At 66.1% G+C, this 20,108-nt stretch carries 18 protein-coding genes; all 18 read right to left on the bottom strand.

From position 1 onward, the window contains the following. Nucleotides 1-341: 341 nt before the first annotated feature. On the bottom strand, nt 342-1,829 hold the full coding sequence (locus tag FJU31_RS06410) for a sigma-54 dependent transcriptional regulator (protein WP_150453996.1): 1,488 nt from the start codon (nt 1,827-1,829) through the stop codon (nt 342-344). Continuing rightward, complete coding sequence (locus tag FJU31_RS06405; protein ID WP_049460600.1) at nt 1,826-2,203, bottom strand: response regulator; 378 nt, start codon at nt 2,201-2,203, stop codon at nt 1,826-1,828. Before FJU31_RS06405 ends, FJU31_RS06410 begins: the two co-directional genes overlap by 4 nt. A gap of 14 nt (nt 2,204-2,217) precedes the next feature. Then, a complete protein-coding gene (rpoN, locus tag FJU31_RS06400; protein ID WP_150453995.1) occupies nt 2,218-3,627 on the bottom strand; it encodes an RNA polymerase factor sigma-54 in 1,410 nt (469 codons plus the stop codon). A 453-nt stretch (nt 3,628-4,080) separates the two neighbouring features. Then, nucleotides 4,081-4,713 carry a response regulator gene (locus FJU31_RS06395; RefSeq protein WP_089241023.1) on the bottom strand — a complete coding sequence of 211 codons (633 nt, stop codon included), beginning with the start codon at nt 4,711-4,713 and terminating at the stop codon, nt 4,081-4,083. A 91-nt stretch (nt 4,714-4,804) separates the two neighbouring features. Continuing rightward, entirely contained in the window at nt 4,805-5,383 is a 579-nt protein-coding gene (locus FJU31_RS06390) for a PilZ domain-containing protein (RefSeq protein ID WP_150453994.1), read from the bottom strand. Continuing rightward, entirely contained in the window at nt 5,380-5,673 is a 294-nt protein-coding gene (locus tag FJU31_RS06385) for a hypothetical protein (protein WP_150453993.1), read from the bottom strand. The genes FJU31_RS06390 and FJU31_RS06385 overlap by 4 nt, the downstream gene beginning before the upstream one ends. After that, nucleotides 5,670-6,086, bottom strand: a complete 417-nt coding sequence (gene fliS / locus FJU31_RS06380; RefSeq protein WP_150453992.1) for a flagellar export chaperone FliS — start codon at nt 6,084-6,086, stop codon at nt 5,670-5,672. Before fliS ends, FJU31_RS06385 begins: the two co-directional genes overlap by 4 nt. Nucleotides 6,087-6,214: 128 nt before the next feature. After that, on the bottom strand, nt 6,215-7,630 hold the full coding sequence (gene fliD, locus FJU31_RS06375; protein ID WP_150453991.1) for a flagellar filament capping protein FliD: 1,416 nt from the start codon (nt 7,628-7,630) through the stop codon (nt 6,215-6,217). A 439-nt stretch (nt 7,631-8,069) separates the two neighbouring features. Then, entirely contained in the window at nt 8,070-9,242 is a 1,173-nt protein-coding gene (locus FJU31_RS06370) for a flagellin (protein WP_150453990.1), read from the bottom strand. Nucleotides 9,243-9,327: 85 nt separating this feature from the next. Continuing rightward, the gene (locus tag FJU31_RS06365; protein WP_150453989.1) at nt 9,328-10,560 is read right to left on the bottom strand and encodes a flagellin; all 1,233 of its coding nucleotides are present in this window, start codon (nt 10,558-10,560) and stop codon (nt 9,328-9,330) included. A gap of 72 nt (nt 10,561-10,632) precedes the next feature. Then, nucleotides 10,633-11,805 carry a flagellin gene (locus FJU31_RS06360; RefSeq protein WP_150453988.1) on the bottom strand — a complete coding sequence of 391 codons (1,173 nt, stop codon included), beginning with the start codon at nt 11,803-11,805 and terminating at the stop codon, nt 10,633-10,635. Nucleotides 11,806-12,305: 500 nt separating this feature from the next. After that, a complete protein-coding gene (flgL, locus tag FJU31_RS06355; protein ID WP_150453987.1) occupies nt 12,306-13,508 on the bottom strand; it encodes a flagellar hook-associated protein FlgL in 1,203 nt (400 codons plus the stop codon). After that, the gene (flgK, locus tag FJU31_RS06350) at nt 13,505-15,385 is read right to left on the bottom strand and encodes a flagellar hook-associated protein FlgK (RefSeq protein ID WP_150453986.1); all 1,881 of its coding nucleotides are present in this window, start codon (nt 15,383-15,385) and stop codon (nt 13,505-13,507) included. Before flgK ends, flgL begins: the two co-directional genes overlap by 4 nt. A gap of 8 nt (nt 15,386-15,393) precedes the next feature. Continuing rightward, nucleotides 15,394-16,605, bottom strand: a complete 1,212-nt coding sequence (gene flgJ / locus FJU31_RS06345; protein WP_150453985.1) for a flagellar assembly peptidoglycan hydrolase FlgJ — start codon at nt 16,603-16,605, stop codon at nt 15,394-15,396. Between the two features lies 1 nt (nt 16,606). Further along, a complete protein-coding gene (locus FJU31_RS06340) occupies nt 16,607-17,749 on the bottom strand; it encodes a flagellar basal body P-ring protein FlgI (RefSeq protein WP_150453984.1) in 1,143 nt (380 codons plus the stop codon). A 2-nt stretch (nt 17,750-17,751) separates the two neighbouring features. Then, nucleotides 17,752-18,444, bottom strand: a complete 693-nt coding sequence (gene flgH, locus FJU31_RS06335; RefSeq protein ID WP_150453983.1) for a flagellar basal body L-ring protein FlgH — start codon at nt 18,442-18,444, stop codon at nt 17,752-17,754. 22 nt (nt 18,445-18,466) lie between these two features. Further along, on the bottom strand, nt 18,467-19,252 hold the full coding sequence (gene flgG / locus FJU31_RS06330; protein ID WP_150453982.1) for a flagellar basal-body rod protein FlgG: 786 nt from the start codon (nt 19,250-19,252) through the stop codon (nt 18,467-18,469). Between the two features lie 103 nt (nt 19,253-19,355). Beyond that, nucleotides 19,356-20,105 (bottom strand): flagellar basal body rod protein FlgF, encoded by a 750-nt coding sequence (locus FJU31_RS06325; protein WP_108768817.1) that lies wholly within the window; start codon nt 20,103-20,105, stop codon nt 19,356-19,358. Nucleotides 20,106-20,108: the final 3 nt, after the last annotated feature.

Raw genomic sequence — 20,108 nt, 5'->3', positions numbered from 1 at the left:
CCCACCCCACCTTCGACAGATTTCCGCGATCTGTTGGAACCTGCTGCTGATGGTGGTGCTTCTGATGAGGGTGGGTGCCGACCGTTGGTCAGCTTGCTGCTGTTGGTGGGTGCCGACCGTTGGTCGGCACGGGGTCTGGCCCCGGCGGATGCGTCATTTCACCGGCGTCGGTTTTTTGGCCTGGGGCTGCAGGGCTGGGTGGCCGGAAATCTGGCGCTGCCGCGGTCAGCTCGTGTTCTCCCATCCACGTGCGGCGTGGATCTACGCATGCAGCGGCGCCAGAAAAAAGAACGCCCGGGCAAGCCCAGGCGTTCGTGCCTCCTTCATGCGGGTCAGGCTGCTCAGCCGGCCAGTTCAGCCTGCTCGCGCTCGATGCCGTACTTGCGCAGCTTCTCCACCAGGGTGGTGCGGCGCAGGCCGAGCAGCTGGGCGGCATGGGCGACCACGCCCTGGGTGCGTTCCAGTGCTTCGTTGATCAGGCCCAGTTCGATCGTGGCCATGTGGTTGCGCAGGTCCAGGCCCTCACTGGGCAGGGCCGCTTGGGCGCCAGCGTTCTCCGGCGCAGCCTGGCCGCCGCTGCCCGGGGTGTGGAAGGAGAAGCTGCGCAGGTCCAGGCGTTCTTCGCTGGCGGCCACCGGTGCCGGGGCGGGCGGTGCCACCACGGCCAGTGTGGCGTCGCCACGGTAGCGGGCCGGCAGGTCCTGCACGCGCACCGAGCCACCCGGGTGCAGCACGGCCAGGCGCTCGACCAGGTTGGTCAGCTCGCGCACGTTGCCAGGCCACTCGTAGCTGGCCAGGGCCTGCAGGGCTTCCGGGGTGAAGCGCACTTCGCCACGGCCGGTGCGGCCGAGCTGCTTGGCGATGGTTTCCACCAGCGCCGGCAGGTCCTCACGACGTTCGCGCAGGGCCGGCACTTCAATCGGGAAGACGTTGAGGCGGTAGAACAGATCCTCGCGGAACTTGCCTTCGGCGATGCGGGTTTCCAGGTCGCGATGGGTCGCAGCAATCACGCGCACGTTGCAGCGGATGGTCTGGTTGCCACCGACGCGCTCGAAGCTGCGCTCCTGCAGCACGCGCAGCAGCTTCACCTGCATCGGCAGGCTCATGTCGCCGATTTCATCCAGCAGCAGGGTGCCGCCCTCGGCCATTTCAAAACGGCCCTTGCGCGCGGTCAGTGCGCCGGTGAAGGCGCCCTTTTCGTGGCCGAACAGTTCGCTTTCCAGCAGGTCGGCGGGGATGGCGCCGCAGTTGATCGCCACGAACGGGCCATCCCGGCGCGGCGAGCGCTGGTGGATCGAACGCGAGACCACTTCCTTGCCGGTGCCCGATTCGCCCAGCACCAGGACGGTGGTGTCGAAGGCGGCCACCTGCTCGATCATGGTGCGCAGCCCGGTCACCGCCGGGCCGTTGCCGGTCGGGCCGTGGTCCTGTGCGGCGCCGGCCTGGTGCTCGGCATCCAGACGCTTGAGGCTGGCGCGGCGCAGCAGCGCTTCCATCTGTGTGTGGCGCAACGGGGCCTCCAGCGGCCAGATGTTGGCTTCGTGCACGCCGTGCTGCCGGGCAAAGGCTGCAGCCTCACCGTCGGCCAGCAGCACCGGCGGCGGCAGGCTGCTGCCGCCCAGCCAAGCGTACAGCGCGGTGCTGGCGGCACTGTCGTCCAGGCTGCCGACGATCACCGCCATCCAGTCGTTCTGGCGCTGGCGCCCCAGGTCGAAGTCGGCCGCGTCGGAGACCCAGCGCGGGTTGAAGTCCATGAATTCCAGCAGGGCAACGGTGCGCTCGGCACGCACGGCGTCGTTGTCCAGTACAAGGATGCGCGATTCACTCACGATCGATCCTCCCTGAGGCCTTCCAGGATCGGCATGACTTCCTGGATGTACGACAACTTGCTGACGAAATTGTCGGCGCCGGCACGCAGCGCATGCTCGCGGTGCTCGACGTCGTCGAAGTGGCTGGCGATCACGATGTACGGGGCATCATCCTGCGACTTGATCAGACGGGTGGCCTGCAGGCCGCCCATTTCCGGCATCGCCAGGTCCATCAGCACCACCTGCGGGCGCAGCGATTCGGAGCGCTCGATGGCTTCCAGGCCGTTGCCGGCGCTGCCGACGATCTGCAGCCAGTCGATCTTGCGGAAGTGACGCATCGCCGCGTTGATGAAACCCTCATGGTCGTCGACCAGCAGCACTGTGAGCTTGTTCATGTCCAACATCCTTTTCAGCCCACTCGGGCCAGCTGTGGTTGCCTGGCGCTGAGCCGGCGCCGTTCACGGGCCGGGGCGATATCCAGTTGTTCGCGGTATTTTGCGACGGTTCGGCGGGCAATGTTCACCCCCTGGCGTGACAGCAGTCCCGCAATGGCCTCGTCGGCCAGCGGGCGGCCGGCCGGTTCGGCGTCGATCAGGCGGCGGACCATGGCCTTGACGGCCTGGCCGGACACGCTGGCACCTTCCAGGCGCACCGCGAAGAAATGCTTCAGTTCGAAGGTGCCGCGCGGGGTCTGCAGGAACTTGCCGGTCGTGATGCGCGACACCGTGGATTCGTGCATGCCGATCTTTTCGGCCACTTCCTTCAGGGTCAGCGGGGCCATGGCTTCCTCGCCACGCACCAGGAACGCGGCCTGGCGCTCGACGATCACCCGCGCGGTGCGCAGCAGGGTGTCGTAGCGCATCGACAGGCCGCGGCTGAACCAGCGCGCCTCCTGCAGCATCTCGCGCAGGGCCGGGGCGGCGTCGCTGGTTTCGGCCAGGGCCTGTTCGTACTGGCTGTTGATCGAGACGCGGCGGCTCGTGGCCGGATTCAGCGCGACCTTCCACTGCTCGTCGGCGTGCCAGGCGACCACGTCCGGCACCACCACCGCGTTGCGCTCGGGCAGCAGGTTGTCGCCCGGGCGCGGCTGCAGCGACAGGATCAGGCGCACGGCCTCGCGCACGTCATCCACTTCGGCGTCGTGCTGGCGGGCCAGCGCGGGGTAGTCATGTGCGGCCAGGTCCTCCAGCGTCCCTTCCAGGATGCGCGCGGCCAGGTGCCGGGCCGGAACCACGCCGTGCAGGCTGTAGAGCTGGGCCAGCAGGCCTTCGCGCAGGTTCTGTGCGGCCATGCCGGCAGGTTCACCGTGCAGCAGCTGCTGGCGGATGGCTTCCACGCCCGCGGCGTCGATGTCGAACTGGGCGCTGGCCAGCAGCTGCAGCTGGTCCAGCGGCGCCTGCAGGTAACCGGCCTCGTCGCAGTGTTCCAGCCAGAAGGCGGCCACGGCCAGCTCGCGCTCGTCCAGATCCAGCGCCAAGCGCTGCAGCACGCGCAGCTGCGGGTCGGTGGACTCGCCAGCGGCGATGCGTGCCATGCGATCGTCGTCGCCGTCCTGCCAGCTGCTGCCGGCCACGTCCCACATCGAGGACTCGGGCAGCTCATCGAAGGCGGCCGTTTCCAGGGTAGTGGCGCTGGCGTCGGTAGCATCGGCCGCCGGTGCCTCGGCGTCCTCGATTTCCAGCAGCGGGTTGGAATCCAGCAGGCGCTGGATTTCCTGTTCCAGGTGCAGGCCGTCCAGCTGCAGCAGACGGATCGACTGCAGCAGCTGCGGCGTGAGGTGAAGCGTCTGGCCCAGCTGGGTCGAAAGTGCAGCCTTCATTTCAGTTCCCCGGCGCCGCTCCCCGACGCCTTGTGGAACACATCTTGCTTTTGATCCCGGGCAGGCGGAATCGGGGGGTTCCTGAGTGCACTGGTGCTATTCCCGACATGGTGTAGGGATATTCCCTACAGCGGCGCGGGAAGTTGACGATGCTCCGTGGCAAGTTGTTGATTTTCCGTGGCTGCCGGGGCAGTCGTTCGGGGGGCGGTATACGGAAACCCGACAGCTCGTGTGAGGGTGACGGCATTCCGTCGCCTGGGACGGGAGGGGGTAGAGTCGACTGCCAGTCGACTAGCGCGCGAAGCGCGGGATCCAAAGCAACAGCAGTCGACCAACGGTCGACTCTACCGGCGCGAAGCGCGGGATCCAACGCAACGGCAGTCGACCAACGGTCGACTCTACCGGCGCGAAGCGCGCGGATCCAACGCAACAGCAGTCGGCCAACGCTCGCCGTCACTCCAGCTCGTGCTGGTGGCGGGCCGCCAGCAGCAGCAGATCATTGGCGCGGCGGCAGCCCAGCGATTCCATCATGCGGGCGCGGTGGGTCTCCACCGTCTTCACGCTGATGCCGAGATCGGCGGCGATTTCCTTGTTGCTCTCGCCCTTGCCGATGCGGCGCAGGATCTCGCGCTGGCGCGGCGACAGGGCGGCGATACCGGTGGGCTTCTCGCGGCCCAGCATCGGCGCCAGCATCTTGGCCGAGATCTGCGGGCTGAGGAACACCTGGCCGGCGTGCGCGGCGCGCAGTGCCAGTTCCAGCTCCTGCGGGGCGGCATCCTTCACCACGAAACCCACGGCGCCACGGTCCAGTGCATCACGTACATGGGCGGCGTCGTCGTGCATGGTCATCATCACGATGCGAGTGCCTGGGGCGCGCAGGCGGATGTCGCTCAGCGCCTCCAGGCCGGTACGGCCCGGCAGGGACAGGTCCATCAGGACCACGTCGGGGGCATGCAGCAGGGCCATCTGCAGCGCCTGCTCGGCGTTGCTTGCCTCGGCGACCAGTTGCACGTCGGCAAACCCCTGCAGCAGTCGCGCCAGGCCGGCGCGAACCAGGGTGTGATCGTCGACGATGAGAACTCGCACAGGCACGTTGCAGGTCCGTGAGGGGAGACCACCTTAACTTAGCTGAACGGATGCGCCAAGAGCACTCCGTCCCGGTTCCAGGTAACCGGTTTCAGCGCGCTCGCCGCGCTTCGGCAACCTGACGCCGATGCAAACGGAACAAGTGCCGTTCCATGGCCATCTCCAGGCCATCGCCGAGGCGATTGAAGCGCAGCCACAGGAAGTGGCCGCCGCTGCCATCGGCCGTTTCGGCGATGACGTCCACCGGCAGGTCGATGTTGTCGGGCAGCCAGTCGCTGGGTTGCAGGCGCACCACGCCGGCTTGGCCGGGCAGGGCGCCACTGCGTGGGCCCAGCTGCAGGCGGATGCCGCGGCGCGACCAGCGCACCGGGCGCAGGGGCAGGTCCTGACCCTGCTGGCGCACCAGGCGGCCCAGCAGCACCATGGTCAGGTCCAGCTTGGCTTCCAGGCGCTGTATCTGCAGGCTGGTTTCGCTGCGCTCGTCGTGTTCGTCCCCACGGCTGTCTTCCACCAGCGCCAGGCTGCGCAGCAGGCCTTCGGCACTGCCGGTGCGACCGGCCGCGCTGCCCGCCTGGAACTCGGCCGGCATGGCCAGCTCGCAGCTGAGGGTTTCATCGAACAGCTCGCTCTCGGCAGGGTGGTGCAGCGACGTGGTCGGCAGCAGGGTCATGCCAGCGATTCTGCCTTCAGATACGCATGGGCGGCGCGAAGGGAGCGCTGGCCATCCTGCAGCTGCACGGCCACCGCATCGCGGCGCTGGCGCAGCAGCCCCAGCAAACTCTGCTGGCGGTCCAGCAGTGCGGACAGCGGGGCATGGTCGGCGCGGGTCAGCGGCTGGCTCAGCAGCGCGTGCAGTGTACCGTCGTGTCCGTCCAGCAGGCTGTCGGCCTGCTCGAACGCATCCTCGACCAGCGCCTTTTCGAAGGCGTCAAGCTGGGCGTGCAGGTCCTGCAGGCTCACGGTGCCACCGCCGCCGGCCGGCGCTGTTCCTGCGGAATCGCATTCCACGCACCGTCGATTTCGCCCAGCAGCTGCAGGGTATCGTCCAGCGCAGCGCGGTCGTTGTGCAGGTTGGCCTCGGTCAGGCGCTGCAGCACGTAGTCGTACAGGGCCGACAGATTACCGGCGATCTCGCCGCCGGCTTCGTGGTCGAGCGAGCCGTTCAGATGCCCGACGATCGCGCAGGCTTCGCCGATGGCCTTGCCTTTGCCAGCATGGTCGCCGCGCTCCATGAAGGCCACGGCGCGACGCACGCGCTCCAGTGCGCCTGCCAGCAGCAGCGCCACCAGTTTGTGCGGATCGGCATCGGCGACCGAACTGGTCACGCCCACCTGGCGGTACTGCTCGGCGTATTGACGGCTGGAACCGTACATTCGTGATTCTCCCTTGCGCGATGTGACGCCGCCTGGTCATCAGACCCGCGCCGACGGCACTGCGATGATTGCTGTTGCAAGTGTTATCGGTGCGTAGGTGGCCAAACTTGAGCCCCGTACGCGCCCGATCAGCCGCTAAGCTGCGACAACTGCTGGCTGAGGGCGCTGCTGCTCTGCTGCAGCTTGCCCATCAATGTATCCAGCGCCAGGAACTGCTTCTTGTAGCGCTCGGCCACGCCTTCCATGCGCGTATCCAGGTCCTTGCGCCGCTTGTCGATGTCGGTAAGCGTCTTGTTCAGGCCCTTGGTACGGGCTACGAAAGCACCCTCCTTGCCGACCTTCGTACTCACATAGCTGTCGACCATCGTATACAGCTTGCCCGCGCCGCCGGTGTCGCCGGTGATGGCCAAGCGGATCTTTTCCGGCTGGTTGGCCAGGGCAGCGGCAAACTTCGTGGTGTCCAGCACCAGGCTGCCGTCGGCGTTGGGGTAGCCGCGGGTCTGCAGGCCCAGCACCTTGGGGTCCAGGCCGTCGGCGGCCAGATCCTTCAGAATGTTGGCCATCTGCGATCGCAGCTGCCCCATTGCGCCGCGCATCTGTGCGTCGCCGGTCAACGAGGAGGGCTCCTTGTTTTCCACGTCGTACTTGGTTTCGGTGTTGATTGCCGCCAACGCCGCGTTGTAGGTAGTCACGAAGTCCTGCATCACCTTCGTGGCCGCAGAGGTATCGGTACTGATGGTGACCGTACTCTTGCCGACCATCTTCAGATTCAGGGTCAGGCCCGGCACCGCATCGGCAACCGTATTGCTGGCGCTCACCACGTCCACGCCGTCGATGGTCAGCTTGGCGTCCGCCGCAGGGGTGTTCTCCTTGAGGCTGCCTACCAGCGCGCCCAGCTTGGCATCGCTGCCTGAATATTCCAGCTGGATGGCACTGGCCGCGCCAGTCTTTTCCTGCGCGACGGACAGGTACTGGTTTTCGCCCGAACTGATAAGGGTCGCCTGGACGCCTTCCTTGCGGCCCGCGGCATCGATCTTGTTGCGGATCGTGCTGAGCGTGTCGCCGTCCTCGACCTCGACGTTCATCGTCTTGGCCTTGTCGCCCACACCAACGGTCAGCGTCAGGGTTCCGGCGGCGAAGGTCTGCGTTTTGGCAACGGATGTATCGGCGATGATCTTGTGAGCGGTGGCGAGGCTCTGCACCTCGACCACGTGGCTACCGTTGGACGCGGCCGCCTTGGCGGTGCCGATGTCATACAGCGCCACCGTTGCCGTCAGGATCTCGTCACTGTTGTTGGTGCCGCTCTTGGTTGCCGTCACTGTGCGGGTATCGAAGGCAGTGGCCGCCTTCAGCGCGTTCAGTGAGGTCTTCAGCTTGTCGAACGCGGCGGTGATCGTGCCCACCGAGGATAACTGCAGTTTGGCCTTCGACTGCTGCAGGTTGAGCGCGTTGTCTGCTGGCTTGCGGTCGGCCGCCACAAGCTGGCTGACCATGCCGGAAATATCCAGGCCGGAGCCAATGCCGCCGTATCCAAAGTCTGCCACGTCGATTCTCCTGATAGCTGGGCCCAACCAGCGAGTGGCGAGCCGAGTCAACGAAAATAGCGGCCTGCGCCGCTGGGTCTTGAGGACTTCGTTGATGCATGTGCCGTGCCAACGCTACGCGGCCGCTTCTGGCACGCAGGTTGCAGGAGGGATGGGGCAGGGTGCGGGCAGGTTCACCGCAGGCTGCCGGGAGTCTGCAAAAAACCCTCCCCCAAAGCAGGGGAGGGGCCAGGCTACTGACAATCGGAGGGAGACGAAGCCACCCGTTACGTACAGTTAAAGGTACAGCGCTGAAAGAGAGGTCCGCAGGTGCGGGCGATGCCAATCCGTTTCGGGCAATTGCCCGGGCCGGGCATGGCCCGCATCTGTGAGCGCCGTGGCGTTCCAGGTGCCACTACCGCCGGTGTGGGCCGACGGTAGTGGTCCTTCCTGCCGTGTATCAGCGCAGCAGGCTGAGCACGCCCTGCGGTACCTGGTTCGCCTGGGCCAGCATGGCCGTACCGGCCTGCTGCAGGATCTGGGTACGGGTCAGTTCGGCGGTTTCCTTTGCGAAATCGGTGTCCTTGATGCGGCTACGCGATGCCGACAGATTCTCCTGCGACGTCTGCAGGTTGGCCACCACCGAGGTGAAGCGGTTCTGGATCGCACCCAGGTCGGCGCGGGTGCTGTTGATGGAGCCCAGCGCCTTGTCGACGATCTCCAGGGCCTGCTGAGCGCCCTTCACGGTGGAGACGTCGATCTTGTCGGCGTACTGGTTGGTTGCAGCAGCGCCTGCGGTGTAGCCGGCAGCGGTGGTTTCAAACGCCTTGGCGTTGCCGTCGGCATCGACGCTGTCCTTGACCGAGGTCAGGGTGACCGCACCTGCGTCGTCGGCTTCAGCGTAGACACCGGTTTCACCGATCTTCGAGTTGATCAGGGTCGCCAGTGCCTTGCCTGCAGCGACTTCGTTCTGGGCGCCGGTGCCGACGCTCTTCACGTCAAGCTTGTCAAAGTTGACAACGGTGCCCTTGCTGTCGGTGATGGTGAATGCAGCGATGGCCACGTCCGTATCGTCAGCGCCGGTCACCTTGGCGATCGTACCCGTGGCGAACTGCGCACCACCCAGTGCATTGGTCTTGGCATCGATGGTCTTGTCGATGGCGATGGCTTGGCCGGCATTTGCGCCCACTTGGAACAGCTGGCTTGAGAACGAGCCGTCAAGCAGCTTGGTACCGTTGAAATCGGACTGCTTGGCGACGCGGTCGATTTCCGAGACCAGCTGGGTCACTTCGGCCTGCAATGCCTTGCGGTCGCTGGTGGAATTGGTGGCATTGGCTGCCTGCACCGACAGTTCGCGGACGCGCTGCAGGTTGTTGCCGATTTCCGTCAGCGAGCCTTCGGCAACCTGGGCCAGCGAAATGCCGTCGTTGGCATTGCGGATGGCGACGTCGGTACCACGGATCTGGGTGCCAAAGCGCTCGGAAATTGCCAGGCCAGCGGCATCGTCCTTGGCGCTGTTGATACGGGAGCCCGAGGACAGGCGCTGGATGGTGGTGGCCAGGGAGCTGCCGCTGGTGCTCAGGTTGCGCTGAGCATTCAACGACATGGTGTTGGTGTTGATGACTTGTGCCATGGTGCTTTTCCTTTGGCGATTTCTAGCGTGACTCAGGTTCCGGGCGGCCATTCAGCTGCCACCCGGAGTAAATTCAACGGGTGGATCAGCGCAGCAGGCTGAGAACGCCCTGCGGCACCTGGTTGGCCTGGGCCAGCATGGCCGTGCCGGCCTGCTGCAGGATCTGGGTGCGGGTCAGCTCGGCGGTTTCCTTCGCGAAATCGGTATCCTTGATGCGGCTGCGCGATGCCGACAGGTTTTCCGAGGAAGTCTGCAGGTTGGCCACGACCGAAGTGAACCGGTTCTGGATGGCACCCAGGTCAGCGCGGGTGCTGTTGATGGAGCTGAGTGCCTTGTCGACCACTTCCAGCGCCTGCTGCGCGCCCTTGACGGTGCTGATGTCAACGTCGGTGAGCAGCTTGCCAGCGCTGGCAGTCGTGCTGGCCGTGGCCGCGGCACTGTCGAAACCGGTGATGCCGGCACTGGTGCCTGCCGTTGCGGTCATCGCGCTGAACTTGCCGTCCTTGTCCACGCTTTCCTTGATGGAGGTCAGGTTGATCTGGCCGGCAGTGGTCCCGTCGACTTCTGCGTAGACACCGGTTTCGCCGATTTTCGCGTTGATCGCAGTAACGGCTGCCGAAACCAGGGCGGCCCGGTCCTTGGCGCCGTCGCCGGTCGAGGTGATCTTGACGTCGTCGATCTTGACCGCCGATGCCATGCCACCGCCGCCGATGGAGAGGCCGGAATAGGTGATTTCCTTGCCGGCGTCAGTCGCAGCCACAGTGCCTGCGGCGATGGTGACCGTGTTGCTGTCGAAGGTTGCGTTGCCAAGCGCGTCCGCCTTGGCATCGACAACCTTATCGATGGCGATGGCCTGGCCGGCATTGGCGCCGACCTGGAACAGCTGGCTGGAGAACGAACCGTCCAGCAGCTTGGTGCCGTTGAACTCGGACTGCTTGGCCACGCGATCGATTTCGCTGACCAGCTGGGTCACTTCGGCCTGCAGGGCCTTGCGGTCGCTGGCGGAGTTGGTGGCGTTTGCCGCCTGCACCGACAGTTCGCGGACGCGCTGCAGGTTGTTGCCGATTTCCGACAGCGAGCCTTCTGCGACCTGGGCCAGCGAGATGCCATCGTTGGCATTGCGGATGGCTACGTCGGTACCGCGGATCTGGGTGCCGAAGCGTTCGGAGATGGCCAGGCCAGCAGCGTCGTCTTTGGCGCTGTTGATGCGCGAGCCCGATGACAGGCGCTGGATGGTGGTGGCCAGCGAGCTGCCGCTGGTGCTCAGGTTACGCTGAGCATTCAACGACATCGTGTTGGTGTTGATGACTTGTGCCATGAGGAGAGGTCCTTGAGCGGTTGCACGTGAGTTGGGCTAGGCACCCCCGACGTGCTCCGGGGGCGACTCATGTCAGCGCTGCAGGAGGCTGAGCACGTTCTGCGGAACCTGGTTGGCCTGGGCCAGCATGGCCGTACCGGCCTGCTGCAGGATCTGGGTGCGGGTCAGTTCCGCCGTTTCCTTGGCGAAGTCCGTGTCCTTGATGCGGCTGCGCGATGCGGACAGGTTCTCCGACGATGTTTGCAGATTCGCAACCACCGAACTGAAGCGGTTCTGGATGGCACCCAGGTCGGCGCGCACGCTGTTGACCGATTCGAGGGCCTTGTCCACGATGCCAAGCGCCTTCTGCGCACCGACGTAATCGGAGATATCCAGATCCTTGGCAAAGGCGGACGTGGCAGTCGCAGCGACCGAGGTCGGCGCTGCAGCCGTCGAGCCAGTCAGACCCAAGGCGGCGCTCGCACCCAGCACCAGGTCGCGATCGGCCTGCACCGAGGTCAGCTTCAGGGCGTAGGTATCCGGGGTGCCGGCCGTGGTGACGACCTCTGCGTACACGCCGGCCTCACCGATCTTGGAGTTGATCTGTGCGGCAGCCGAAGCGGCCAGCTCACCGGTAGTCGATCCGGTGATGTCTCCCATGGTGACGCCATTGACGGTGACGCCGGAGACGGTGGTGGCCGCTGCGATGGCGGGCAACGTGCCGCCGGTGGCGGCTGCCGCGAACTTGCTGTTGCCCAGCGCGTCGGCCTTGGCATCGACGACGCTGTTGATGGCAATGGCCTGGCCAGCGTTGGCGCCGACCTGGAACAGCTGGCTGGTGAAGCTGCCATCCAGCAGCTTGGTGCCGTTGAAGTCGCTCTGCTTGGCGACGCGGTCGATTTCGCTGACCAGCTGGCTCACTTCGGACTGCAGTGCCTTGCGGTCGCTGGAGGAGTTGGTGGCATTGGAGGCCTGCACGGCCAGTTCACGGATGCGCTGCAGGTTGTTGCCGACCTCGCTCAGCGAGCCTTCGGCGACCTGGGCCAGCGAGATGCCGTCATTGGCGTTGCGGATGGCCACGTCCAGGCCACGGATCTGGGTGGTGAAGCGTTCGGAGATCGCCAGGCCGGCGGCGTCGTCCTTCGCGCTGTTGATGCGCGAACCAGACGACAGGCGCTGGATGGTGGTAGCCAGCGAAATGCCGCTGGTGCTCAGGTTGCGCTGAGCGTTGAGCGACATCGTATTGGTGTTGATTACCTGTGCCATGGGGTCGTCTCCTCTTATGTGGAACCCGTCGGTGATTGAAACGAAGCGCCGCCTGTTTTTTTTGTTTGGCTGTGTGCTTCGCCGTTGCCAAATGAATAACGGCGCTTTGTCAACAACCTTTAGCCGGGAATTCCGATGAAGCCGTAATTCTTGGCTGGAGGCTGCTTTTTCCGGTGTTTTCCGTGCCCTGTAGCGGGTGGCCGGCGCGTGCCCGGCCGGCGTCAGGAGGGATATCGGCGCTAGTTGGCGAAGCTGAACGCCGATGGCGCTCCGCCGGGCATGGCCCGGCGCTACCGGGGCGGGTGGTTCCCCGGCATGGCGAGGCGTTACCGGGGCGGGTGGTTCCCCGGCATGGCGAGGCGTTACCGGGGCGGGTGGTTCACCGGCATGGCGCGGCGCTACCGAGCCGGGTGATAGGCGCAACGAGCACGAAAAAGGCCGCGATGCAGGGCATCGCGGCCTTCAGGTACGCCGGGTTGGAAGGGGCAGGCCCCGTCGGCTCAGCCGATCTTGTTGAACAGCGACATCTGCTGCATCTGTGCAAAGAGGGTCTGCGCAGCCTGCAGTGCCGTGTTCTCCAGCTGGTACTGGCTGAGTGCGTCGGCGTAGTCGAGGTCGCGCATCGACGACAGCGTCGTCTTCAGGGTCACGCCGTTCGATTCCCGCATGTCGGCGGCATTGTCCAGGGTCTTAAGCTGTGCGCCGCCGGCCGCGCGTGCGTCGATCATCCGCTCGGCCGCACGGGCCACGTCGCGCAGGCTGCTCTGCAGGGCGTTCTGCTGCACGGCCAGCTGCTGCGGGGTGCCGGTGTCGCCCTCCAGGGCACCGATCAGCGAATCCAGGGTGCCGAAGATGTCGCGGCTGCTGGACGGCGTGACCGGGAAACTGTCACCGGCCGCCGGCGCGCCATCGATATGCAGGCGTACGCCGTTGACCACCAGATCATCGCCAGCCTTCATTGTGCCGTTGCTGACGACGGTACCGCTGGTATCAAGCACCTCGTAGCTGTCGGCCGCTGTGAAGCGCACGCTGAAGGCCTCGCCGTTCCAGGTGTCGGTGCCGTCGCGGGTGATGTTGGTCAGCACACCAGTGCCGGTGTTGCCGGCGGCCGGGGCGCCGTCTACGAAGCCATCGCCGGTGGGGATGCGCAGGAAGATCTCGCTGCCGGGCAAGGCGTCACGCACGTAGGTGTCCGGGCCCACTTCCACCTGGCGCTGGGTCTGGTCGCCGCTGTAGACCACGCTGCCACCCACCTGCGAGAACGGCGGGTTGCTGTCATTGGTGCCGCCAAACAGATAGCGGCCGGTGCCATCGCTGGAATTGGCCAGTGAGAGGAGGTTGTCCCGGATCGACTTGATTTCGGTCACCATCGACTGCTTGTCCGCTGCGGCCAGCGCCGGATTGTTGGCGTAGATGGTCAGTTCGTTGATGCGGCCCATCATGTCGCCGACCTGGGCAAGCGTGTTTTCCTGCACGCCCAAGCGGTTCTGTACGTTGTTGGCGTTGAGCTTCAAGCGTTCCAGAGACGCCAGGGTGCGGTCCAGCCCCACGGCTGCGCCTGCGTTGACCGGGTCGTCCTTGGCGGTGACGATTTTGCTGCCGGTAGCGATCTGCTGTTCCAGGTGGTTCAGCTTGGCCTGCTTGGCCATCATCAAGGACACGGACTGGCTGAACATCATGCCGGTGGAAATACGGTTGTTCATTGGCTTGCTGCCCGCAGAATGGTCTGGAACATGGTGTCGGCCGTGGAGATCAACTGCGAGGCGGCCTGGTAGGCCTGCTGCAGTCGAAGCATATCGGCGGCCTCCTCGTCCAGGTTCACGCCGGAAATGGAGTCGCGTGCAGACTGCGCCTGGTCAGTGATGACCTGCTGCGCGCCGAGCGAGTACTCGGCCGATCGTGCGGCGGCACCTACCTGCGTTGTCAGGCCACCGAGAGCACCGTTGAGGGTGACGGTGCCACTGTTGAACGCCTTGGCATCCTCGACCTTTGACAGGGCAATCGCATTGGTGTTGTCCGAGGAGCCGGGGGGCGTTGGCGTGATGCTGAAGGTGTCGCCGGTCTTGGGTGCACCGTCCAGCACGAAGCTCCAGCCGCTGGCGCTGATGGTCTGCCCGGCCGTGTAGGTCTGCGGTGCGCCGCCATCGATGGTGTAGGTGGTGGCGGAGGTGAACACGATCGCGGCCGGATTGCGCAGGTTGGCGGCGCTGGCATCGGTGACGGTGACGCCGCTGAGCTTGCCGGTGCCGGTGTTGGCCAGTGCGGCAGCGCCCTTGATGGCCGCTGCAGCGGCAATCCGCGAGGGATCGGTGATCGCCACGCTCAGGCTGCCGGCCACGCCAGCGGTCGGCTGCAACAGGAACCGGTCATTGGCAGCCGGCGCACCGCCTACCACCAGTTCCACGCCACTGACCACCAGCGGATCGGTGGTGGTGCCGGTGCCGGTCAACGCGACGCTGGCACCGGTATCGGCGCGGCTGGCCTGCCACTGGGTGCCGTCGTACTTCAACACGATGTTCTGTGCGTCCAGCGTGGACAGTTCGCCGTAGCTGGCGGTGATCGTGGCGGTGCCTGCATTGGCGGTGTTGCCGGTGACGCGGGGGCTGCCGAGGTTGAAGAAGTCACCACCCATCTGGCCGTACAGGTCCACGCCGTTGCGGTGGCTGCTGTTGAACGATTCGGCCAGACCGACGGCCATCTTGCCGAGTTCGGACTGGGCCGGGGTCAGCACGGTGTCGCGGAACTCCATCAGTCCGCCCATCTGGCCGCCCACGGCCTTGGAAGTCAGGGTGATGGTGCCGCCCTGGGTCTGCAGGGCCAACTGCAGGCGCTCAGGCTGGTAAGGGTCGGCAACCGTGGTCACCTTGGAGGCCGTGGTGCCCACCACCAGGGCGTTGCCGCCAGCGGTGTAGACATTCATGAAGCCGCCATCCTGGATGGTCGCGGTGCCGCCGGTGTAGCCGATCAGCTGCGAGATCAGCTGGTCGCGACGGTCGAGCAGATCCGGTGCAGCATTGGCGATGCTGCTGCCGATGGCGCCGTTGATCTGCGCAATCTCGGACGCCAAGCGGTTGATCTCGGTCGCCCCGCCGATCAGGCCGTTGTTGACCTCGCCGTTGAGGTTGTTCAAGTGGGTGTTGAGCTGCTGGAAACGGTTGGCCAGCGCGCCGGCGCTGTCCAGCATGTTCTGCCGGTCGGCGGCACCGGCGGCGTTTGACGACAGGCCACTGACGGTGTCGAAGAAATTCGACCACATGCCGGACACGTTCGTGGCGGTGTCGGAGAACAGTGCGTCTACCCGATCGGCCATGGTCGACAGCTGCTTCAGGCGCGCCAGTTCGCCGCTGCTGTCGAGCAGCCGCGAGATCGCCAGCTGGTCTGCGGCCCGGCGGATGTCGGTGATCCGGGTGCCGCTGCCCACCTCGCCAAATCCATAGTTCTGCGGATCGGCGGTGGCGAAGTCGACCTTCTGCCGGCTGTAGCCGGGCGTATTGATGTTGGCGACGTTATGGCTGGTGGTCGCCAACGCACGCTGGAAGGCGAGCAGGGCACTGGTACCGGTGGAAAGGACGCTGGACATGGGGTTCCTCAACGACGGGTGATACCCAGCGCCGCAGTTGCGGTGCTGGCGAAGGTCTGGCCAAGGCGCGTACCCGCGTCTGCCACAGCGGCCACGGCGCGCTCGATGGTCGGGCCGCCGGCGATCGCGGCGATCTTGGCCGCGTAGCGCGGATCGGTGGCGTAGCCGGCGCGCTGCAGGCCGCGGGCGAAGCCCTGCACGTCGGTGCCCGCCTGCAGGGCCTGCTGGTAGCGCGGGCTGCTCTTCAGCAGGCGCACGTAGTCCGCAAAGCTCTCGGCCGGGGTGCTGTAGGCGCGGAAGCTGGCGGTTTCGTTACGGCGCACGCCATCGACATACTCGTGGGTGCCGGCAACGGCGCTCTGGCCCTTCCAGCCGGTGGCCTTGATGCCGAACAGGTTGTGCGAGGTGCTGCCGTCGGCGTGCTTGATCTGCCGCTTGCCCCAGCCGGTCTCCAGCGCGGCCTGGGCGACCAGGGCGCGGGCGTCCACGCCCAGTTCCTTGGCCGCGCTCTGCGCGTGTTCCCAGATGCTGGCCACAAAGCCCTCCGGGGTGTTCGCGCCCAGCTGGGCCACGGCGGTGCGCGTTGCCAGCGCATCGGCCTGGCTGCCGACGCTCCCGCGGTTGCTGGCGGTGGCCGCCCACTGGTCGTTGCTGGCGGCCCAGTCGTCGCCGTCGATGCTGCTGGCGTATGGGTCATGGGTGCCCAGCGAGCGGTGCATGCTGCTGCTGTCACGGCCGGCGATCAGGTCCAGCGCCTGTTCCATTGGTGCCAGTGCAGGGTTGACTGCCGCCTGTGCGCCATCCTGGGTGCCGGCAGCCATCTGCTGCAGCATGCGTACGGCTTGGCTGGCATCATCCAGCGACATCGACGGGGCCGTCGTGGCCGGTGCATTCAACTGATACGCGCGGCTGGCCTTGGCCGGGTCCACGCGGGTGTCCAGCGCCGGGCCGTCGGCGTGCTGGCCGGCCAGCTGGCGGCTGATGATCGACGACAGGCCCAGGCCCTTGCCGCGGGTCATCGCCTCGGCGATCTTCTGGTCGTACATCTCCCGGAACATCTTGTTTTCACCGGGGAACAGCGAATCACCAAAGCTGGCATCACGCATGCTCTTGACCAGCATCTGTGCGAACTGGCCTTCCAGCTGGCGAGCAACCTTGTCGATCTTCGCCGGGTCGTTCTGCTGTACGGGATTCAGGTCAAAGGCGGGCGTGATGCGCATGTCAGATCACCTCGAGCTCGGCACTCAGGGCGCCGGCCTGTTTCAGTGCTTCCAGGATCGCGATCAGGTCGCCCGGGGCAGCGCCCACGGCGTTCACGGCATGCACGATTTCATCCAGCGTGGTGCCGCCGTTGAACTTGAACATGCGACTGCCGTCGTTGGTGGCGGTGACCGTCGACTGCGGGGTGACCACGGTCTGCCCGGCGCCGAAGGCGTTGGGCTGGCTGACGTTGGCGTTCTCCTGGATGGTGACGGTCAGCGAGCCGTGCGAGATCGCAGCCGGGCCGACACGCACCTGCTGGCCGATGACCACGGTGCCGGTACGCGAGTTCACCACCACCTTGGCCGGTGCGCTGCCGGGGGTCAGTTCCAGGTTCTCGATGCGGGCCAGCAGGCCGATGCGGGCGCCGGGATCGGTCGGTGCGGCCACGGCCACGGTCACGCCATCGACGGCACGCGCAGCGCCTTCGCCGAAGGCGTTGTTGAGTGCCGCCACCATGCGCGAGACAGTGGTGAAATCACCGTTATGCAGGTTCAGGGTGATGTCGCCGCCGTTGGCCAGCGGATCGGGCAGGGCACGCTCGACGGTCGCGCCATTGGGGATGCGGCCGACGCTGGGTACGTTCACCGAAACGCGCGAACCATCCTTGCCCTGTGCGCCGAAGCCACCGACGATCAGGTTGCCCTGGGCGATCGCATAGATCTGCCCGTCGGCGCCACGCAGCGGGGCCATCAGCAGCGAGCCGCCGCGCAGCGATACCGCGTTGCCGATGGAGGACACGGTGATGTCGATCGGCTGGCCCGGCTTTGCGAACGCCGGCAGCTCGGCGTGGATCGCCACGGCGGCCACGTTCTTCAGCTGCGGGTTGACGTTGGCCGGCACGTTCACGCCCAGCTGGCCCAGCAGGTTCTTCAGGCTCTGCACGGTGAAGGGCGCCTGGCTGGTGCGGTCACCGCTGCCATCCAGGCCGACCACCAGGCCGTAGCCCACCAGGGCATTGCCACGCACGCCGCCGACCTGGGCCAGGTCCTTGATGCGTTCGGCGCTGGCCGGGGCCGCCACGGCCACTGCCAGGACAAGCACGCTGACGCATGCGGCGATGCGACGCTGCCATGCGGAAGAGAAGAGAGAGTTCATGGCCATGCTCAGAACGGCGCCAGCGCGGAGTTGAAGAAGCGGCTCAGCCAGCCCATCGCGTTGGATTGCGCGACCGGGCCGCGGCCGCCATAGACGATGCGGGCTTCGGCCACGCGGCTGGAGGGAATGCTGTTGTCCTGCGCGATGTCGGCCGGGCGCACGATGCCCTGCACCTGCACCAGCTCATCGCCCTGGTTCAGCCGCAGGTTCTTCTGCCCCTGCACCACCAGGTTGCCGTTGGGCAGGCGCTGCACCACGGTCACCGTCACGCTGCCCTGCAGTCGGTTGCTCTGCGCGCTGTTGCCCTTGCCGGTGAAGTCACGCTTGCCATTGGCGGTTGCGCTGAGGATGTCCTTGCCGCCCAGGGTGACCGGTGCGCCGAAGATCGACGGCGTGCCGATGCTGAGGTCCGATTCCTTGGCGGTGGCGGTGTTCGCGCTGGTCGTGGCGGTGGTGTTTTCCAGCAGGGTAATGGTCAGCAGGTCGCCGACATCGCGGGCGCGACGGTCCGAGTACAGCTGCAGCGTGGGGCCGGCGGCGTAGATCGCACCGGCGGTCGGTGCGGCCTGCGGCGGCATGATCGGCTGGATCGGCGCCATCGCCGGATACGGGCGCACGTCGCCAGCGATCACGCAGCCGCCCAGCAGGGCGGCCACGGCGCAGGGCAGGGCGATGCGGGCAAGTTTGGAAAGGGGCGACATGGCGATCATCCGTTGGCGTCGGTCAGACGTTCTGGTTCAGGTAACCGAGCATCGCGTCGGTCGTAGAAATGGCCTTGGCGTTCATTTCGTAGGCGCGTTGGGTTTCGATCATCGACACCAGCTCTTCCACCACGTTGACGTTGCTGCCTTCCAGTGCGCCCTGGACCACGTTGCCCAGTCCGTTGAGGCCGGGGTTGCCGTTCTGGGCGGGGCCCGAGGCCGTGGTTTCCAGGTACAGGTTTTCGCCGCGGGCCTGCAGGCCCGCCGGGTTGACGAAGTCGGTCAGCGTCAACGCACCGACTTCGACCGAGGCGGCGTTGTCAGCCATCTTCACGCTGATGGTGCCGTCGCTGCCGATGGTCAGCGACTGCGCGCCTTCCGGAATCTGGATGCCCGGCTGCACCGGGTAGCCGCTGTTGGTGACCAGCTCGCCGTCCTGGTTGATCTTGAACGAGCCATCACGGGTGTAGGCGGAGCTGCCATCGGCCATCTGCACTTCGAAGAAGCCGCGGCCGTTGACCATCACATCCAGTGCGCGGCCGGTCTGCTGCTGGCTGCCCTGTTCGAAGTTCTTGGCGGTGGCCACCACGCGCACGCCGGTACCGATCTGCAGGCCTGTCGGCAGCTGGGTCTGCGCCGAGGACGAACCGCCGGGCTGGCGCACCTGCTGGTACAGCAGGTCCTCGAAACTGGCGCGGTCCTGCTTAAAGCCGGTGGTGTTGGTGTTGGCGAGGTTGTTGGAAACCACCGACATGCGCATCTGCTGCGCATCCAGTCCGGTTTTCGCGATCCACAGTGCCTGGTTCATCTTCGAAGTCCTGTCTGGGTGAAGCCGGCCGCGCGGTGCGGCCCTTGGGTGAAGCAGTGCAAGCGGCGTGCCAGCAATGGCGCGTGCCGGTGCCGGAATTCCGTCAGCCGCCCAGTCGCAGCAGACTGTTGGCGCTGCGCGCGTTCTCGTCGCCGTGCTTGATTACCTGCACCTGCATTTCGTACTGGCGCTGCAGCTGGATCATCTGCACCAGCGCGCCGGCGGCATCGACGTTGCTGCCTTCCAGCTGGCCGCTGTGTACCGTCGGGCCCTGTGCCTGGGCGAACGGCTGCTGCGGATCGGTGTTGGCGAACAGGCCATCGAGACGACGCTCGAGGCGATCGTCGGCGGCCTGCACGATCTTGATGCGGCCGATCATCGCCATCGTCTGCGGGCCTTCGCCCTGCGGGATGATCGAGATCGTGCCGTCGTTGCCCACTTCCATCGCCTGGTACGGCGGGATCGCAATCGGGTTGTTGTTGTCGTCCAGCACCGGGCGGCCGCTGGAGGTCACCAGCTGGCCGTTCGGCGTGACCGACAGCGCGGCGCCACGGGTGTAGGCCTCGCTGCCGTCGGTAGCCTGTACGGCCAGCCAGGTACCGGTCTGCAGCGACAGGTCCAGCGGCTTGCCGGTGATGTGCTGCGCGCCGGCGGTGCGGTTGAAGCCGGCGTCGACGTGCAGCGCATCGACCCGCGAGGCAAAGCCCTGGCCACGGATCGGGAAGGCTTCGGTGTTGGCCAGCGCTTCCTTGAAGCCGGGGGTGTCCGAGTTGGCGAGGTTGTGGCTGAGCGTTCCCTGCGCCTGCAGGGAGGCGCGGGCGCCGGTCATCGCAACGTAAAGGGCTTTATCCATGGG

This window comes from Stenotrophomonas cyclobalanopsidis (genome assembly GCF_008710035.1).
GTDB lineage: Bacteria > Pseudomonadota > Gammaproteobacteria > Xanthomonadales > Xanthomonadaceae > Stenotrophomonas > Stenotrophomonas cyclobalanopsidis.
The sequence above is the reverse complement of the archived record's forward strand: the minus strand, read 5'-3'. Positions and strand labels throughout refer to the sequence as shown.

What these genes read in the sequence shown, in the direction of transcription:
- fliS (WP_150453992.1), bottom strand. Translation starts at nt 6,086, where the DNA reads ATGTACGGTTCCAGCCGTCAATACGCCGAGCAGTACCGCCAGGTGGGC.
- FJU31_RS06365 (WP_150453989.1), bottom strand. Translation starts at nt 10,560, where the DNA reads ATGGCACAAGTCATCAACACCAACACGATGTCGTTGAATGCTCAGCGT.
- FJU31_RS06325 (WP_108768817.1), bottom strand. Translation starts at nt 20,105, where the DNA reads ATGGATAAAGCCCTTTACGTTGCGATGACCGGCGCCCGCGCCTCCCTG.
- flgG (WP_150453982.1), bottom strand. Translation starts at nt 19,252, where the DNA reads ATGAACCAGGCACTGTGGATCGCGAAAACCGGACTGGATGCGCAGCAG.
- FJU31_RS06360 (WP_150453988.1), bottom strand. Translation starts at nt 11,805, where the DNA reads ATGGCACAGGTAATCAACACCAATACGATGTCGCTCAACGCTCAGCGC.
- FJU31_RS06370 (WP_150453990.1), bottom strand. Translation starts at nt 9,242, where the DNA reads ATGGCACAAGTCATCAACACCAACACCATGTCGTTGAATGCTCAGCGC.
- flgL (WP_150453987.1), bottom strand. Translation starts at nt 13,508, where the DNA reads ATGAACAACCGTATTTCCACCGGCATGATGTTCAGCCAGTCCGTGTCC.
- rpoN (WP_150453995.1), bottom strand. Translation starts at nt 3,627, where the DNA reads ATGAAGGCTGCACTTTCGACCCAGCTGGGCCAGACGCTTCACCTCACG.
- FJU31_RS06340 (WP_150453984.1), bottom strand. Translation starts at nt 17,749, where the DNA reads ATGGCCATGAACTCTCTCTTCTCTTCCGCATGGCAGCGTCGCATCGCC.
- FJU31_RS06390 (WP_150453994.1), bottom strand. Translation starts at nt 5,383, where the DNA reads ATGACCCTGCTGCCGACCACGTCGCTGCACCACCCTGCCGAGAGCGAG.
- FJU31_RS06405 (WP_049460600.1), bottom strand. Translation starts at nt 2,203, where the DNA reads ATGAACAAGCTCACAGTGCTGCTGGTCGACGACCATGAGGGTTTCATC.
- flgK (WP_150453986.1), bottom strand. Translation starts at nt 15,385, where the DNA reads ATGTCCAGCGTCCTTTCCACCGGTACCAGTGCCCTGCTCGCCTTCCAG.
- flgJ (WP_150453985.1), bottom strand. Translation starts at nt 16,605, where the DNA reads ATGCGCATCACGCCCGCCTTTGACCTGAATCCCGTACAGCAGAACGAC.
- flgH (WP_150453983.1), bottom strand. Translation starts at nt 18,444, where the DNA reads ATGTCGCCCCTTTCCAAACTTGCCCGCATCGCCCTGCCCTGCGCCGTG.